The 14,948-nt window shown below is 29.0% G+C and carries 18 protein-coding genes; 12 read left to right on the top strand and 6 right to left on the bottom strand.

The window, feature by feature from the left end:
* Both I4U58_RS08065 and I4U58_RS08060 read left to right on the top strand, forming a co-directional pair.
* Positions 1–1,179 (top strand): glycoside hydrolase family 2 TIM barrel-domain containing protein (locus I4U58_RS08065; protein ID WP_195930787.1); only part of this gene is annotated, 1,179 nt, incomplete at its 5' end.
* A 293-nt stretch (positions 1,180–1,472) separates the two neighbouring features.
* Positions 1,473–2,531 carry a spermidine/putrescine ABC transporter substrate-binding protein gene (locus I4U58_RS08060; protein ID WP_195930786.1) on the top strand — a complete coding sequence of 353 codons (1,059 nt, stop codon included), beginning with the start codon at positions 1,473–1,475 and terminating at the stop codon, positions 2,529–2,531.
* 71 nt (positions 2,532–2,602) lie between these two features.
* On the opposite strand, the gene I4U58_RS08055 is transcribed toward I4U58_RS08060, so the two are convergent.
* The 6 genes from I4U58_RS08055 to I4U58_RS08030 form a co-directional block, all read right to left on the bottom strand.
* Complete coding sequence (locus I4U58_RS08055) at positions 2,603–3,850, bottom strand: NAD(P)-dependent oxidoreductase (RefSeq protein ID WP_195930785.1); 1,248 nt, start codon at positions 3,848–3,850, stop codon at positions 2,603–2,605.
* A 168-nt stretch (positions 3,851–4,018) separates the two neighbouring features.
* Positions 4,019–5,485, bottom strand: a complete 1,467-nt coding sequence (locus I4U58_RS08050) for a protein adenylyltransferase SelO (RefSeq protein ID WP_347708172.1) — start codon at positions 5,483–5,485, stop codon at positions 4,019–4,021.
* Between the two features lie 261 nt (positions 5,486–5,746).
* Positions 5,747–6,250 carry a preQ(1) synthase gene (queF, locus tag I4U58_RS08045; protein ID WP_195930783.1) on the bottom strand — a complete coding sequence of 168 codons (504 nt, stop codon included), beginning with the start codon at positions 6,248–6,250 and terminating at the stop codon, positions 5,747–5,749.
* 16 nt (positions 6,251–6,266) lie between these two features.
* Positions 6,267–6,941 (bottom strand): 7-cyano-7-deazaguanine synthase QueC, encoded by a 675-nt coding sequence (gene queC / locus I4U58_RS08040; RefSeq protein ID WP_195930782.1) that lies wholly within the window; start codon positions 6,939–6,941, stop codon positions 6,267–6,269.
* Positions 6,942–6,993: 52 nt separating this feature from the next.
* Positions 6,994–7,656 (bottom strand): putative 7-carboxy-7-deazaguanine synthase QueE, encoded by a 663-nt coding sequence (gene queE, locus I4U58_RS08035; RefSeq protein ID WP_195930781.1) that lies wholly within the window; start codon positions 7,654–7,656, stop codon positions 6,994–6,996.
* A gap of 1 nt (position 7,657) precedes the next feature.
* Positions 7,658–8,086 (bottom strand): 6-carboxytetrahydropterin synthase, encoded by a 429-nt coding sequence (locus I4U58_RS08030; RefSeq protein ID WP_195930780.1) that lies wholly within the window; start codon positions 8,084–8,086, stop codon positions 7,658–7,660.
* 310 nt (positions 8,087–8,396) lie between these two features.
* Here I4U58_RS08030 and I4U58_RS08025 point away from each other — a divergent pair, with 310 nt between their 5' ends.
* The 10 genes from I4U58_RS08025 to I4U58_RS07980 all read left to right on the top strand — a co-directional run.
* Positions 8,397–8,756: a VOC family protein gene (locus tag I4U58_RS08025; RefSeq protein WP_195930779.1), complete on the top strand. Its 360-nt coding sequence runs from the start codon at positions 8,397–8,399 to the stop codon at positions 8,754–8,756.
* 13 nt (positions 8,757–8,769) lie between these two features.
* Positions 8,770–9,009: a DUF1653 domain-containing protein gene (locus I4U58_RS08020; protein ID WP_195930778.1), complete on the top strand. Its 240-nt coding sequence runs from the start codon at positions 8,770–8,772 to the stop codon at positions 9,007–9,009.
* A gap of 88 nt (positions 9,010–9,097) precedes the next feature.
* Positions 9,098–9,775: an HAD family phosphatase gene (locus I4U58_RS08015; RefSeq protein ID WP_195930777.1), complete on the top strand. Its 678-nt coding sequence runs from the start codon at positions 9,098–9,100 to the stop codon at positions 9,773–9,775.
* A gap of 235 nt (positions 9,776–10,010) precedes the next feature.
* Complete coding sequence (gene cysS, locus I4U58_RS08010) at positions 10,011–11,411, top strand: cysteine--tRNA ligase (RefSeq protein ID WP_195930776.1); 1,401 nt, start codon at positions 10,011–10,013, stop codon at positions 11,409–11,411.
* Positions 11,412–11,413: 2 nt separating this feature from the next.
* Positions 11,414–11,809, top strand: coding sequence for a ribonuclease III domain-containing protein (locus I4U58_RS08005; protein ID WP_330593259.1), 396 nt, complete (start codon positions 11,414–11,416; stop codon positions 11,807–11,809).
* A gap of 216 nt (positions 11,810–12,025) precedes the next feature.
* The gene (gene thyX / locus I4U58_RS08000) at positions 12,026–12,784 is read left to right on the top strand and encodes an FAD-dependent thymidylate synthase (protein ID WP_195930774.1); all 759 of its coding nucleotides are present in this window, start codon (positions 12,026–12,028) and stop codon (positions 12,782–12,784) included.
* Positions 12,785–12,796: 12 nt separating this feature from the next.
* Positions 12,797–13,531 (top strand): 23S rRNA (guanosine(2251)-2'-O)-methyltransferase RlmB, encoded by a 735-nt coding sequence (rlmB, locus tag I4U58_RS07995; protein ID WP_195930773.1) that lies wholly within the window; start codon positions 12,797–12,799, stop codon positions 13,529–13,531.
* The gene (locus I4U58_RS07990; RefSeq protein ID WP_195930772.1) at positions 13,531–14,061 is read left to right on the top strand and encodes an NYN domain-containing protein; all 531 of its coding nucleotides are present in this window, start codon (positions 13,531–13,533) and stop codon (positions 14,059–14,061) included. Before rlmB ends, I4U58_RS07990 begins: the two co-directional genes overlap by 1 nt.
* Before the next feature lie 61 nt (positions 14,062–14,122).
* Entirely contained in the window at positions 14,123–14,785 is a 663-nt protein-coding gene (gene sigH / locus I4U58_RS07985; RefSeq protein ID WP_195930771.1) for an RNA polymerase sporulation sigma factor SigH, read from the top strand.
* Between the two features lie 60 nt (positions 14,786–14,845).
* The coding region (locus I4U58_RS07980) for a GTP-binding protein (RefSeq protein ID WP_195930770.1) at positions 14,846–14,948 on the top strand (103 nt) is incomplete at its 3' end.

The raw sequence follows: 14,948 nt of genomic DNA, 5'->3' as shown, positions 1-14,948 counted from the left end.
ACTCAAATGAAAGAATTAGTAGTTCAAAACTACAACCATCCATCAATAGTTGTATGGGGATTATCAAATGAAATAACAATGCATGGTGATTCTGATGAAGATTTAAGAGAAAACCATGTAATATTAAATGATTTAGTTCATGAAATGGACAAAACTCGTTTAACAACTATGGCTTGTGTATCTATGTGTAGCATGGATGACCCATATGTTCAAATACCAGATACAGTATCATACAATCACTACTTCGGATGGTATGGAGGAGATACTTCTCAGAATGGACCTTGGTTTGACGAATTCCATGCTAAATATCCAAACATACCAATAGGTTGTAGTGAATATGGTTGTGAAGCATTAAACTGGCATACTTCTGACCCACAACAAGGTGACTATACAGAAGAATATCAAGCATACTACCATGAAGAATTAATCAAACAATTCTTCACAAGAAAATATATGTGGGCAACACATGTATGGAACATGTTTGACTTCGGTGCAGACTCAAGAAATGAAGGTGGGGAAAATGGACAAAACCATAAAGGTTTAATGACATTTGACCGTAAATATAAAAAGGATTCATTCTACGCTTACAAAGCTTGGTTATCAGATGATCCATTCGTACACATCTGTGGTAAAAGATATGTAGACAGAGTAGAAGAAACTACAAAAGTAACTGTTTACTCAAACCAACCAGAAGTAGAGTTATTTGCTAATGGTGTTAGCTTAGGAAAACAAACTTCACCAGAACACTTCTTCTATTTTGAAGTACCAAATACAGGAGAAACTAATTTAGTAGCTATAGCTGGTGAATGTAGAGATGAAAGTTTCCTTAGAAAAGTAGAAGTATTCAACGAAGAATACCGTCTAAAAGAAAAAGGAGCAATATTAAACTGGTTCGACGTAGTAGCACCAGAAGGATATTACTCTCTTAACAGTAAAATAGAAGACATAGTTAAATCTGAAGAAGGAGCTAGAGTATTCTCTGAAATCATGGCACCAGCTGTTGGTGGAATTATGGGTGGAAAATCAGAACAAACTGACATGGGACCTATGATGAAAATGTTAGGAAGCTTCACAGTTCTTAGATTAACATCACTTCTTGGAGCATGTAATGTAACTTTAACTAAAGAACAATTACTTGAAATGAATGCAAAATTAAATGAAGTTGCTGTAGTACAATAGTATAAAATATTTTCATAACAAATTATATATAATTAAAGGGCGGCCATTTTGGTCGTCTTTTTCTTATGTAGAAAAATAAATGACAATGTAAAAATTAAATATATTTTTTAAAATTATAAATTTATAGAAGAAATTTGGGTAAAAATTATAGCGATAATATTATTAATGTTATTAGAAGTAAGGATTTTCTTATTTAGTATCGAATATATTAAGAGAAAATAATTATTTTTAATGATATAATTTAGTATCTAAATACTGATAAGAGGAGTTTATTAAATTGAAAGGAGTATATTATGAAAAAATTATCAAAAATATTAGTTATATCGCTGTGCATAATGATGATGACTACATTATTATCAGGTTGTAGCAAAAAACAGCAAGAACAAATTAATTTCTTCAATTATGGAGAAAATATCGATGATGAAACTATAAAAGAATTTGAAAAGAAATACAACATCAAAGTAAACATGGAAACTTTTGATGATATGGAAGCTATGTATCAAAAAATAAACAGTGGTGCAGGTCAATATGATGTTGTTTTAGTATCAGATGCATTAATGCCTAGAATGATTGAAAAAGGTTTAGTTCAAGAATTAAATAAAGAAAACATACCAAACATATCTCAAATGGATGAACAATATCTAAATTTAGATATGGACCCAGGAAATAAATATTCAGTACCATATATGTTCGGTACAGTAGGACTTATATACAATAAAGATGTAGTAAAAGAAAAAGTAGATAGTTGGGATATACTATGGAATGAAAAATATAAAGATCAGATTTTTATGTTTGATACATATAGAGATACAATAGGTGTAGCATTAAAGAAACTAGGATATTCTTTAAACTCAACTAATAAAGACGAAATAAACGAAGCCAAAGAATTATTATTAGAACAAAGAAAGTTAATCAATCCTATATATGGTGTAGATAACGGAACAACTATGATACCAGCTGGTGAAACTAATATAAATATGATTTGGTCTGGAGAAGGTCTAAATCTTCAAGATGAATATCCAAACTTAGTTTATATTGTACCAAAAGAGGGAGCAAACTTCTGGATTGATAGTTTATGTATAACTTCAAATGCTAAAAATGTAGAAGGTGCAGAAAAATTCATAAACTTTGTCAGCGATAAAGAAAGTGCATTAAGAATAGCTGATGAAATAGGGTATACAACACCAAATAAAGAAGCTAGATTAGCACAACCAAAAGAAATTCAAGATAATCCAAATGCTTATATGACTAAAGAGATTATGAGTAGATGTGAATTATATAAAGACTTTGATTTAAAGACTAAGCAAATGTATGATGATGCATGGACTGCTATAAAAATAGATAATAATTAAGGTTCCACATGGAACAATAAAAAACAGTATTGAGTGTCTAATTAGATTTTCAATACTGTTTTTTTTATTTATTAAATTGCTGCTTCTTCAGCTACTTCTTGTAAATATTCATGCATAGATTCACTAACTATTTTAGCTGAATTTACGGCTTGTATTACAGTACTTGCACCAAGAACAACATCTCCACATGCAAATACGCCTTCTTTTGTAGTATGACCTTTTTCATCTGTTTCGATATGACCACGTTTAGTAGTATCAACACCTTTATTATTAACTACTATAGTATTTTTAGGTGCTTGACTTACAGCTATTAAGATAGAGTCACATTCAAATAAATATTCACTATCAGGGACAATAGATACACTACTTCTTCCGTCAACTTCTACTTTTTCTGTACGAGCAAGGATTATACCTTCATCTACAATTTCAACAGGAGCTTCAAATGTTTTGAATAAAACTCCTTCATTTTGAGCTTCTGATATTTCATGTTTTGTTGCTGTCATATCTTCAAAGTTACGTCTATAAGCTATATAGACTTCTTCTGCACCATTTCTTTTTGCAGTTCTAGCAGCATCCATAGCCACGTTACCTGCACCGATAACTACAACTTTTTTACCTAAAGAGTAGTATTGTGGACTTTTTAAATAATCTATAGCGTAATGAGAATGACCAAACGTTTCACCTTTTATATCAAGTCTTTTTGGATTCCATACTCCTGTTCCGATAAAGATTGATTTATAACCGTCTTTAAATAATTTATTTAATGTTACTACAGGACCTACGATAGAATTTATTTTTATTTTAACTCCAAGGTCTAAAAGACGAGCAACTAGTAAATCTATTAATTTTCTAGGTAATCTGAATTCAGGAATACCATATGCTAATACCCCACCAATTCTTTCATTTTTTTCAAATATTGTTACATCATATCCTCTTTTAGCAAGATCAAATGCAACAGTAAGACCAGCTGGTCCAGAACCTATGATAGCTACTTTTATTCCGTTGCTTTCAGGTTTTTCAAATTTTGTAGTTTCTAAATATTTCGCTGAGATTTCCTCTTCAATTGAATGGAAATGAACAGGTTCTTTTTTTATACCTCTTATACAGTTTCCTCTACATTGTCTTTCGTGCGGACATACTATTGCACAAATAACAGATAAGGGATTGTTATTAAATAATATTTCCCCTGCTTTTTCGATTTCCCCATTTTTATATAACTCAATTACTTGAGGAATTGGTGTATTTATAGGGCAGTTAGTCTGACATCTAGGCTTTTTGCAAAGAAGGCAGTTTTGAGCTTCTTGTAAATTATTTATCATTGTAAACCTCCTTAGTTCCCAATTTATAGTATTAATATTATATCAGAAATATACTGTGTATTGAATACACTAGATTTTGAAATACAAATAAAAATGGGGTAAATAGGACATAAAGTAAGCATAAAAAATAAGCGTTATATTGTAGTGTTATAACGCTTATTTTTAAAATTAAGTTCCACAATAAGTTCTATAATTACATTGTGGAGTAGATGGGAGTTTAGCATATTCCTTTTGAAATTCCGAATGCTCAAATGGATTAGATAAAGCTTTTAAAAGATTATTCATTACAGAAAAATCTCTATTATTAGCTGCTGATAAAGCTTCTTCAACTCTATGATTTCTAGGAATAACTGCTGGATTAGAGTTTTTCATTAAGTCGAAAACTTCATCTTTTGATTTGTTTTGAAGAGTGAGTGTTTCTTCCCATTTCTTTTTCCAATTTATAAATTCGTCACTTATAAACATTCCTTTTTGAGGCAAATCATTGAATGTCAGAGCTATAAATGTGTTAGTATAATCTTCTTTATATTTTTGCATCATATTAAGTAGTTCATTTAATAAATCAATGTCACTAGTTTTTGGCTCAAATATTCCTATCTTAGAACACATTTCATGACTTAGATTAGACGTAGCAAGATTGATAAATTTAGATAAAGAGTTTTGTGCAAGTTCGATAGCTTTATTTTCATCAGAATTTATTAGTGGAAGTAGAGTCTCTGCTAATCTATATAAATTCCAATTTACGATTGCGATTTGATTTTTATATGCATATCTACCATTTGTATCTATAGAGCTAAATACAGTATCGGGATTATAGACATCCATAAATGCACAAGGTCCATAGTCTATAGTTTCACCACAAATACTCATATTATCTGTATTTAAAACACCATGTATAAATCCGACACTTTGCCATTTAGCAACAAGTGATGCTTGGAGTTTTATAACTTCATCTAAAAGATTTATATATTTATTTTCGTTGTTTTCTAAAAAGGGGAAATGTCTTTTAATTGTATAATCTGATAGTTTTTTTAGTTTTTCATAATCAAGCATATATGCAGCATATTCAAATGTTCCGAATCTAATATGACTAGATGCAACCCTTGTTAATATGGCACCTTGTTGAATAGTTTCACGATATACATTTTCACCAGTAGAAATAACAGATAGACTTCTAGTAGTAGGAATATTTAGTCCATGCATTGCCTCGCTGATGATATATTCACGCAGCATAGGACCAAGCACAGCTCGACCATCGCCATTTCTAGAATAAGGTGTTCTTCCAGAGCCTTTAAGTTGTATATCAAATCTCTGATTAGATGGAGTAATTTGTTCACCAATCAATAATGCACGACCATCACCGAGCATTGTAAATCCTCCAAATTGATGACCTGCATATGCTTGGGATATATATGCGCCATCTGGGATTTTTATATTTCCAGACATAATATATATGCCTTCTTGTGATTTTAGAAAATCTGTATTTAATCCTAGAGAGTTAGATAATTCATTGTTTAATATGACTAATTGTGGTGATTTTACAGGTTGTAGATTTGCAGGGCTGTAGAATTCTGGGGGAAGTTCGATATATGAATTATCAAAATTAAATCCAGTATTAGAAATTTTATTTATCATAAATATTTTGAGTAAATTATAAAAATAATTACTCATATCCTCCCTTCATATTTTTGTTTATTTTAATAATATACCCTTAAAAATAGATAAAATAACTTGAGTATATTATTAACTATGAAGAAAAATTGGATAAAAAGTATATTATATAATGTATAAATTTTAAAAATGAAAAAGACAATAAATAAACGACACCTAAAAATAAGATAGGGAGGTTTTACTTATCGTCTTTTTATATATTTTAATTTATATCAATATTTTTTATTATCTATTATCAACTTTTTCAGGATATAAGTCGTGATTCATCATTCTATGTTCGGCCATTTTTTCATATTTTGTGCCTGGGATTCCATAATTGCAATATGGATCTATACTTATTCCGCCTCTTGGAGTGAATTTACCCCAAACTTCTATATATTTTGGAGACATTAATTTTATTAAATCCTTCATTATTACATTCATGCAGTCTTCGTGGAAATCACCATGATTTCTAAAACTAAATAAGTATAGTTTTAAAGATTTACTTTCAACCATTTTTTCACCTGGTATGTAACTAATATATATTGTTGCAAAATCAGGTTGTCCTGTTATTGGACATAAACTTGTAAATTCAGGACAGTTGAATTTAACAAAGTAGTCATTGTTTGGATGTTTGTTATCAAATACTTCTAATATATCTGGGTCATAACCAAATTTATATTTAGTTCCTTGGTTACCAAGTAAGCTTAAACCTTCTAATTCTTTATCTTTTCTTCCTGTTTCTAACATATATAAATACCTCTTTCTATTTGCAAAGTTCTTCTTTTTGTTTTAAATAAGTTTCTAAGCCATTTTGTCTTAGTTTGCATGAAGGACATTCACCACATCCATCACCGATTATTCCGTTATAGCAAGTAAGAGTTTTTTCTCTTACATATTCAAGTTTTCCGTATTTATCCGCAAGTTCCCAAGTTTGCGCTTTATCTAACCACATTAGAGGAGTATGCATTACAAAATCATAATCCATAGCTAGGTTTGATGTTACATTTAACGATTTTATAAATACATCTCTACAGTCAGGATATCCACTAAAGTCAGTTTCACATACACCTGTAACGATATGTCTAGCATTTTTTGTTTTTGCTAATATGGCTGCAAAAGTTAAAAATACCATATTACGTCCTTCAACAAAAGTAGATGGAAGTTCGCCTTCTTCGCCATCTTTAATTTCTATATCATCACGAGTTAGTGCATTTGGTGCTAATTGATTAAGTAAATCCATATCTAATATATGATGTTCTATTCCAAGTTCATTAGCTATATTTTTTGCACATTCTATTTCTAGTTTATGTTTTTGGTTATAATTAAAAGTTACAGCAATAACTTTATCAAATCTTTCTAATGCCCAAAATAAGCAAGTAGTAGAATCTTGTCCCCCACTAAATACAACTACAGCATTATTATTACTATTATTATTCATAATTTATCTCCTTTAAATTTTATATTTCCGTTCACATATTAATATTTAGGTATTAAACACCTTTCATATTAGGATCCCAGATAACCTTATGTAATTGGACTTGAAGTTTAACTTTGTTTAAGTTTTTATCTTTCATAAACTCAACAATATCTTCTAAATTAATAGAATTAAAAACTGGGCTGAAATAAACTAAACATTTATTTGTTAAATCAAATTTATTGATTAAGTTATACGCCTCTTCAAGATCCTTATTACTTCCTAATACGAATTTATAGACATCTTTACTAGTAACATGATTGAAATTTTCTAATTTCATAAGATGAGTCATATCACTAGAGTTTAGTTTATAGTCTAATATAAAGATGATATTAGGATATTTTTCTTTGAATGGAAGAATATCTATAGCTCCGTTTGTTTCTATATGAACCACAAGAGTTTTATCATCATTTAATAATGATAAAATTTCGTCTATATTCTTTTGAAACAGAGGTTCACCACCTGTTAATGTTACGTTTGAAACACCTGTACTTTTTATGTAATCGTAAATTTCTTCTGCAGATAAAACTTCTGTAATTTCACTTTTATCAAAAGAATAGGTAGTATCGCACCATGAACATCTAAGGTTGCAACCTTGGAATCTTATAAAAGTAGCAAGTTCGCCAGCAGTTGGACCTTCGCCGTCTATCGAAACGAATTTTTCTATAATATTAAACATCTTATTCCTCCGAATATGTACAACTATTTGTTGGTGTTTCGAATAATTCTACTTCGCTAACATTTAGTCCCATATCTTTTAATTTGTAAAAAATATCTCTACTCATTTCTTCTGCAGTAGGTCTGTATGGAACTAATAGAACTTTAAATGCATTTGGTAATTCACTCAATTTTTGTGCTACCAAACGACCATCTTCATTATCCTCGATGACTAATTTGTGGTCATATAAATTTTCTATTTCTTTTAATTTAGATTTTATATTTCCAAAATCATCAACCATTCCTCTAAGTTGTCCTTCTTGATGAAGTGTTTCACTTTTAACTGAAACTATTAATTTATATCTATGACCATGTATGTTTGAGCATTTTCCCTCATAGCCACTTAAGTAGTGGGCCATATCAAACTCAATTTGACTTTTTATTTTAAACATATTTACCTCCCGAAATATCTATGTTGATTATTAATACATGTTCATTATCTTGTCTAAATTTTTTAAGCATAAATTATAAATAAAAAAAGGCTTATTTTTTTGCACTATAAAACTAGTACGAAAAAATAAACCTTTTTTCATTCAATAGCCTAGTTTTATTTATAGACAGGATGGTCTAAATGAACTGTCTTTCAATTTTAATACCATAATACATTACCATAAAAAATTGGAAATGTAAAACATTTGTTGGAAAAGGTTATAATGTATAATATAAATAAACATTATAAATATTAAATTTAGAGGTGAAAAAATGAGATATGCACATACAACTATAATAGTAAGTGATATAGAGAAATCGATACAATTTTATGAAGAAGTAGCTGGCCTAACAATACGAAATAAATTTAGCGCTGGTTCAAAAACTTTAGCATTTTTATCTGATAAAGATGGAGATACACAAATAGAACTTATACAAGATGAAAATGAAAAAACATACTCAGGAAGTGGTATATCAATAGGGTTTGAAGTAGAAAATGTAGAAGAATATATGGAAAAACTAAATTCAATGGGATATCAAACTACTGATATAATATCACCAAATCCAAAAACTAAATTTTTCTATGTAAATGACCCAGACGGACTAAAAATACAATTAATAGAAATGAGATAAAACGGAGAAAATTATGACTAGAAAAATAGAAGTACAAAGACCATACAGACACTTTAAAGGAAAATTATATTATGTTCACAATATCGTGACACATACTGAAACAGAAGAAGTTCTAGTTTCATACCAAGCATTATACCCACCATATGGGATGTTTGTCAGACCTCTTGATATGTTTATGGAAGAAGTTGAAGATGGAAGAGAAGACAATATAACAAATCAAAAATATAGATTTGAATTATATAATGGAAAATAATTAATATCTAAAACCTATGTAATTATAGAAAAATCTATATTCATAGGTTTTTTAAATATTTAAGACAATTAATATAGAAAGGAAGAATATGATACTAGATAGAATTATTCATAATAAAAAATTACTTATATTTGATATGGACGGAACTTTATTAGATTCAATGAAACTTTGGAAATATCTTGGGAGGATATATCTACAAAGTAAAGGTAAATTAGCTCAAGATAATTTAGAAGAAGTAATCGATATAATGACATTAAATGAATCAGCTTCTTACTTAAAAAGTACATACAACCTAAATGAGAGTTTAGATATAATCGAAAATCAGATATTAGATATGATAGAAGATAAATATTTAAATGAAATACCATTAAAAGAAGGCGTAAAAGAGTATTTAATACAGTTAAATAAAATGGGATATAAGATGTGTATATTAACTACATCACAAAAAAATCAAGCTCTAGCAGCATTAAAAAGAACAGAAATATTAGACTTATTTGATAAGGTTTATACAGATAAAGATTTTGAACTTAGTAAAAGAAATCCACAAATATATCTACAAGTTTGTAGAGATATGAATGAAAAACCACAGGATACAGTTGTATTTGAAGATGCGTTGTATGCTGTTGAAAGTGCTAAATTGTCACATTGCAAAGTAGTAGGTATATATGATGAATACTATAAAGATGATTGGAATAAGATAGTTTCGATGTCTGATGAGAGTATTTATAGTTTTGAGGATGTATTGAGTGGAGTAAAAAAAGCATAATTATATTTTAAAATTATGTTATATACTGGCTTAAAAAGAAAAAATATTTTAGAATGTATATTTTGGGTATCTATTATCAAAATAATAAAAAATAGTTTTATAATTGTTGTTAAAATTGTGTAATAAGGTATAATAATATAGTAAACAGTTGAAAATATACAAAAAATAAAGAAAAAATATAGAAATATTTAATGACATAGAAATAATAATTTTAATTAGAGGAGAGGTGATTATCGTGAAATTATATAATACATTATCACGTAAAAAAGAAGAGTTTAAACCAATCGAAGAAGGCAAGGTGAAAATGTATGTATGCGGACCTACAGTATACAACTTTATACATATAGGAAATGCTAGACCTTTTATAATATTTGATACATTAAGAAGATATTTAGAATATAGGGGATATGATGTTACATTTGTACAAAACTTTACAGATGTAGATGACAAAATTATAAAAAGAGGTCATGAAGAAAATATAACATCAGAAGAAGTTGCTAATAAGTACATAAATGAATATTTTGTAGATGCTGACGGTCTTGGAATAAAAAGAGCAAGTGTTCACCCAAGAGTAACAGATAATATAGAACAAATAATAGCATTCGTAAAAGAATTAGAAGACAAAGGATATGCATATGCAGTTAATGGAGATGTATACTTCGATACTAAGAAATTCAAAGATTACGGAAAACTTTCTGGGATAAAACAAGAAGAATTAGAAGCAGGGGCAAGAATAGAAGTAAATGATCAAAAAAGACATCCAATGGACTTCGTTTTATGGAAAGCTAAAAAAGAAGGCGAACCAGGATGGGCAAGTCCATGGGGAGAAGGTAGACCAGGATGGCATATAGAATGTTCAGTTATGTCTAACAGATATTTAGGAGAAACTATAGATATACATGCTGGTGGGCAAGACTTAAAGTTCCCTCACCATGAAAACGAAATAGCACAAAGTGAAGCTAGAAGCGGAAAGAATTTCTCAAACTACTGGTTACACAACGAGTATATCAACGTTAATAACGAAAAAATGAGTAAATCATTAGGTAACTTCTTCACTGTTAGAGAAATAGCAGAAATATTTGATTTAGAAGTAGTTAGATTATTCATGTTATCTACTCACTACAGAAATCCAATAAACTTCAGCGATGAAATATTAAATCAATCTAAAGCTGGACTTGAAAGATTATACAACGCTAAAGAAAAAGCATTATTTACAATAAACAATCTTGAAGATTCTAAAATGACTGAAGAAGAAGCTAAATTACAAGAAGAATTAGCTGGATTTAGACAAAAATTCATAGATGCTATGGATGATGATGTTAACACAGCAGATGCAGTAAGTGTTATATTCGAATTAGCTAAGTTCATGAACAGCAACGTAACTGAAAAATCTTCTAAAGAATTTGCACAAAAAGTAATAGATGAATTCAACGAATTAACTAGCGTATTAAATATAGTAAACAAAGATCAAAAAGAAGATATATTAGATGAAGAAATAGAACAACTAATAGCACAAAGAACAGAAGCTAAGAAAAATAAAAACTTCCAATTAGCAGATGAAATAAGACAACAATTACTAGATAAAGGTATAATCCTTGAAGATACTAGACAAGGAGTAAAATGGAAGAGAGCATAAAAATGGATAAAATAAAACTTATAACTATGTCACCATTAGTATTAGCGTACTTAGGAGACACAGTATATGAATCATATATTAGAGAACATCTAATAAGACAAAATATGAATAGAAAAGTAAATAATCTTCATAAATTGGCTATACAATATTCTAAAGCTAAAGCACAGGCAACAATAATACACGAAATAGAAAACGAATTAACAGAAGAAGAGATGAAGATTTTTAAAAGAGGTAGAAATCAAAAATCTCATACAGCGCCTAAAAATGCAGACATAATTGACTATAAATATGCAACTGGATTTGAAGCTTTAATAGGATATTTATATCTTGGAGAAGAGAAAGAAAGACTAGAATATATCATTCAAAAAGGTATTGAAATTATAGAACGAGACATGTAATAGAAAAACACCGCTTTTGGGCATACTGTAAAGTATGAAATAAAAGTGGTGTTTTTTGTAATATAAATAATATTTTTTATAGTATGTTTTTAGGATATAGTTTTAGTGTATAATGGAATTTATATGTCTATTTTATATATAAATTTCATGTAAAATAGAGTGTAAAATTAAATTATTTCATATATTAAACTTACGAATAAAGGGAGGATTTTAAAGATGAAAGTTAAGTTATTAGCTCATACACCAGAACCGGAAAAAGTAATATCAATGGCTGCGAAGTTATGTTATTCACCAGTTGGTGTAGATGAAATTGCAGAAAATCTAACTGAAGAAAGTATAAATAAATTTTTAAATATGTTAGTAAGTATGGGACATGAATCTCCAATTGAACACGTTACATTTACTTTCGGGATTGAAGGAATATCAAGAAGTTGTTCTCACCAAATAGTGAGACATAGAATAGCAAGTTTTTCACAACAATCTCAAAGATATGTAAAACTTGACCAATTTGAGTATATCATTCCACCAGAAATAGAAAAAAACGAAAAAGCTAAAGAAATATTTATTCAATCAATGAATAAATGTCAAGAAGACTATGATAAGTTAGTAGAAATATTATTCGAAAAACACTATCAAGACTTATTAGATAAAGGTTTAAATGAGAAAAAAGCTAAATCTCAAGCTGAAAAAATGTCTATAGAAGATGCTAGATATGTATTCCCAAATGCATGTGAAACAAAAATGGTATTTACTATAAATGCTAGAAGTTTATATAATTTCTTCCATCATAGATGTTGTGAAAGAGCACAATGGGAAATTAGAGAATTAGCAACAGAAATGTTAAAATTAGTAAGAGAAGTTGCTCCTATATTATTCAACAATGTGGGACCAAACTGTTTAAATGGAGCATGTCCAGAAGGAAAAATGACATGTGGAAAAATACAAGAAGTAAGACAAAAATTTAAAACATTATAGGCGGTGAATTTATTGGCAAATATAGAAGGTAGAAATCCTATTATAGAAGCTTTAAGAAGTGATAGACCAATAGACAAATTAATGATATCAAATACATCAAAAGAAGGTTCTATCAAAAAAATAATAGGTATGGCTAAAGAAAAAAATATAGTTATACAATATGTAGATAAACATAAATTAGACGAAATAAGTACAAGTCATTCACATCAAGGTGTTATTGCTGTAGTAAGTGATTATAAATATTATGAATTAGAAGATTTATTTGAAATAGCACGTGAAAGAGGAGAAGATCCATTCTTCATAATATTAGACGAGATAACAGACCCCCACAATCTTGGTACAATAATAAGAACAGCAGATGCAGTTGGTGCTCATGGTGTAATTATACCGAAAAGAAGATCAGTTCACATTACTTCTGTAGTAGCAAAAGCTTCAGCAGGAGCTGTTGAATATGTTCCAGTTTGTAAGGTAACCAATATAGCAAATACTATAAAACAATTAAAAAAAGAAGGGCTTTGGATAGCTGCGGCAGATATGGACGGAGGAGTTTTCTATGAGCAAGACTTAACAGGACCATTAGCTTTAGTAATAGGAAGTGAAGGTTTCGGTGTGTCTAGAATAGTTAAACAAAACTGTGACTTTGTAGTTAAAATGCCTATGATAGGAAATGTATCATCATTAAATGCATCAGTTGCAGGTGGTATATTACTATATGAAATATTCAGACAGAGAATGAAGAAGGATTAATGGCAAAGAAAAAGTACAAATCATATTTAATTGTAGATGGTTACAATATTATAAACGATTGGGAAGAATTAAAGATTTTATCTGCAGAAGATTTAGATGCTGCTAGAGAGAGGTTAATACACTATATAATCGAATATTCGCAATATCACGGAAAAAAGGCGATTATTGTTTTTGATGCATATAATGTCAAGGGTGGTACGGAAAAACGAGAAAATCGAAAATATATAACGATTGTATACACAAAAGAACACCAAACGGCAGATAGTTATATAGAGAAATATATAAGTACTTTATCTAAATATGATAAAATTCAAGTTGCTACAAGTGATTATGCAGAACAACAAATTATTTTAGGAAAAGGTGCAACAAGAATATCTGCAAGGGAATTAAAACTCTATCTAGATGAAACTTTGACGAAAATAAAAGAAAAACAACGAGATAGTGAAAGAAAAATTCAACGAAATTTTTTAGAAGATAGACTTGATGATATAACTTTGTCGAAACTTGAGAACATTCGTAGAAAGCATTGAAAATACTGGATTTGTTGAGCTATAATATAAGTACACGAAACTTGTAAATGGGGGAGATTTCATGTTACTAGCTAAAGATAGCAATAAAAACTATAATTATTATGAAGATTTGGATAAAAACCAACAAGATGAGTATAATATAGTATTAAAAGCGAATAAAGGGGATAAACTAGCATTAGAATATATTATATCTAAATATAAAAACTTTGTGAAAGCAAAGGCCAAGTCATATTTTTTGGTAGGAGCTGACAAAGAAGACATAATTCAAGAAGGTATGATAGGTCTATATAAAGCTGTTAGGGATTTTGATGGAACAAAAACAAATTCATTTAAATGTTTTGCAGAAATTTGTATAACAAGACAGATAATAACTGCAATCAAAACAGCAACAAGACAAAAACATATACCTTTAAATTCTTATGTTTCTTTAAATAAACCTATATATGATGAGGAATCAGATAGAACGCTTTTGGATATAATAGCAACAAGTATAGTAACTGATCCAGAGGAACTGATAATAAGCAAAGAAGAATTAAAAAATATCGAAAACAAGATGAATGAATTATTAAGTGACTTAGAATTAGAAGTCCTAGAACTATATTTAAGTGGTAAGTCATATCAATATATCGCAAACATGCTTAATAGAGATGTTAAATCTATTGATAATGCACTACAAAGAGTTAAGAGAAAATTAGAAAAACATCTTGAAAACAGAAATAATTAATAGTAAAATGCTTATTGTAAACACTTTAATCATAATAAATTATTTAGGAGGTAATTCAAAATGGCAAAGGCTAAATTCGAGAGAACTAAACCACATGTTAATATAGGAACTATCGGACACGTTGACCACGGTAAAACTACATTAACAGCTGCAATAACAAAAA

The sequence above is a fragment of the Clostridium sp. 1001270J_160509_D11 genome, from assembly GCF_015667935.1.
Taxonomy (GTDB): domain Bacteria; phylum Bacillota; class Clostridia; order Peptostreptococcales; family Peptostreptococcaceae; genus Intestinibacter.
The sequence above is the reverse complement of the archived record's forward strand: the minus strand, read 5'-3'. Positions and strand labels throughout refer to the sequence as shown.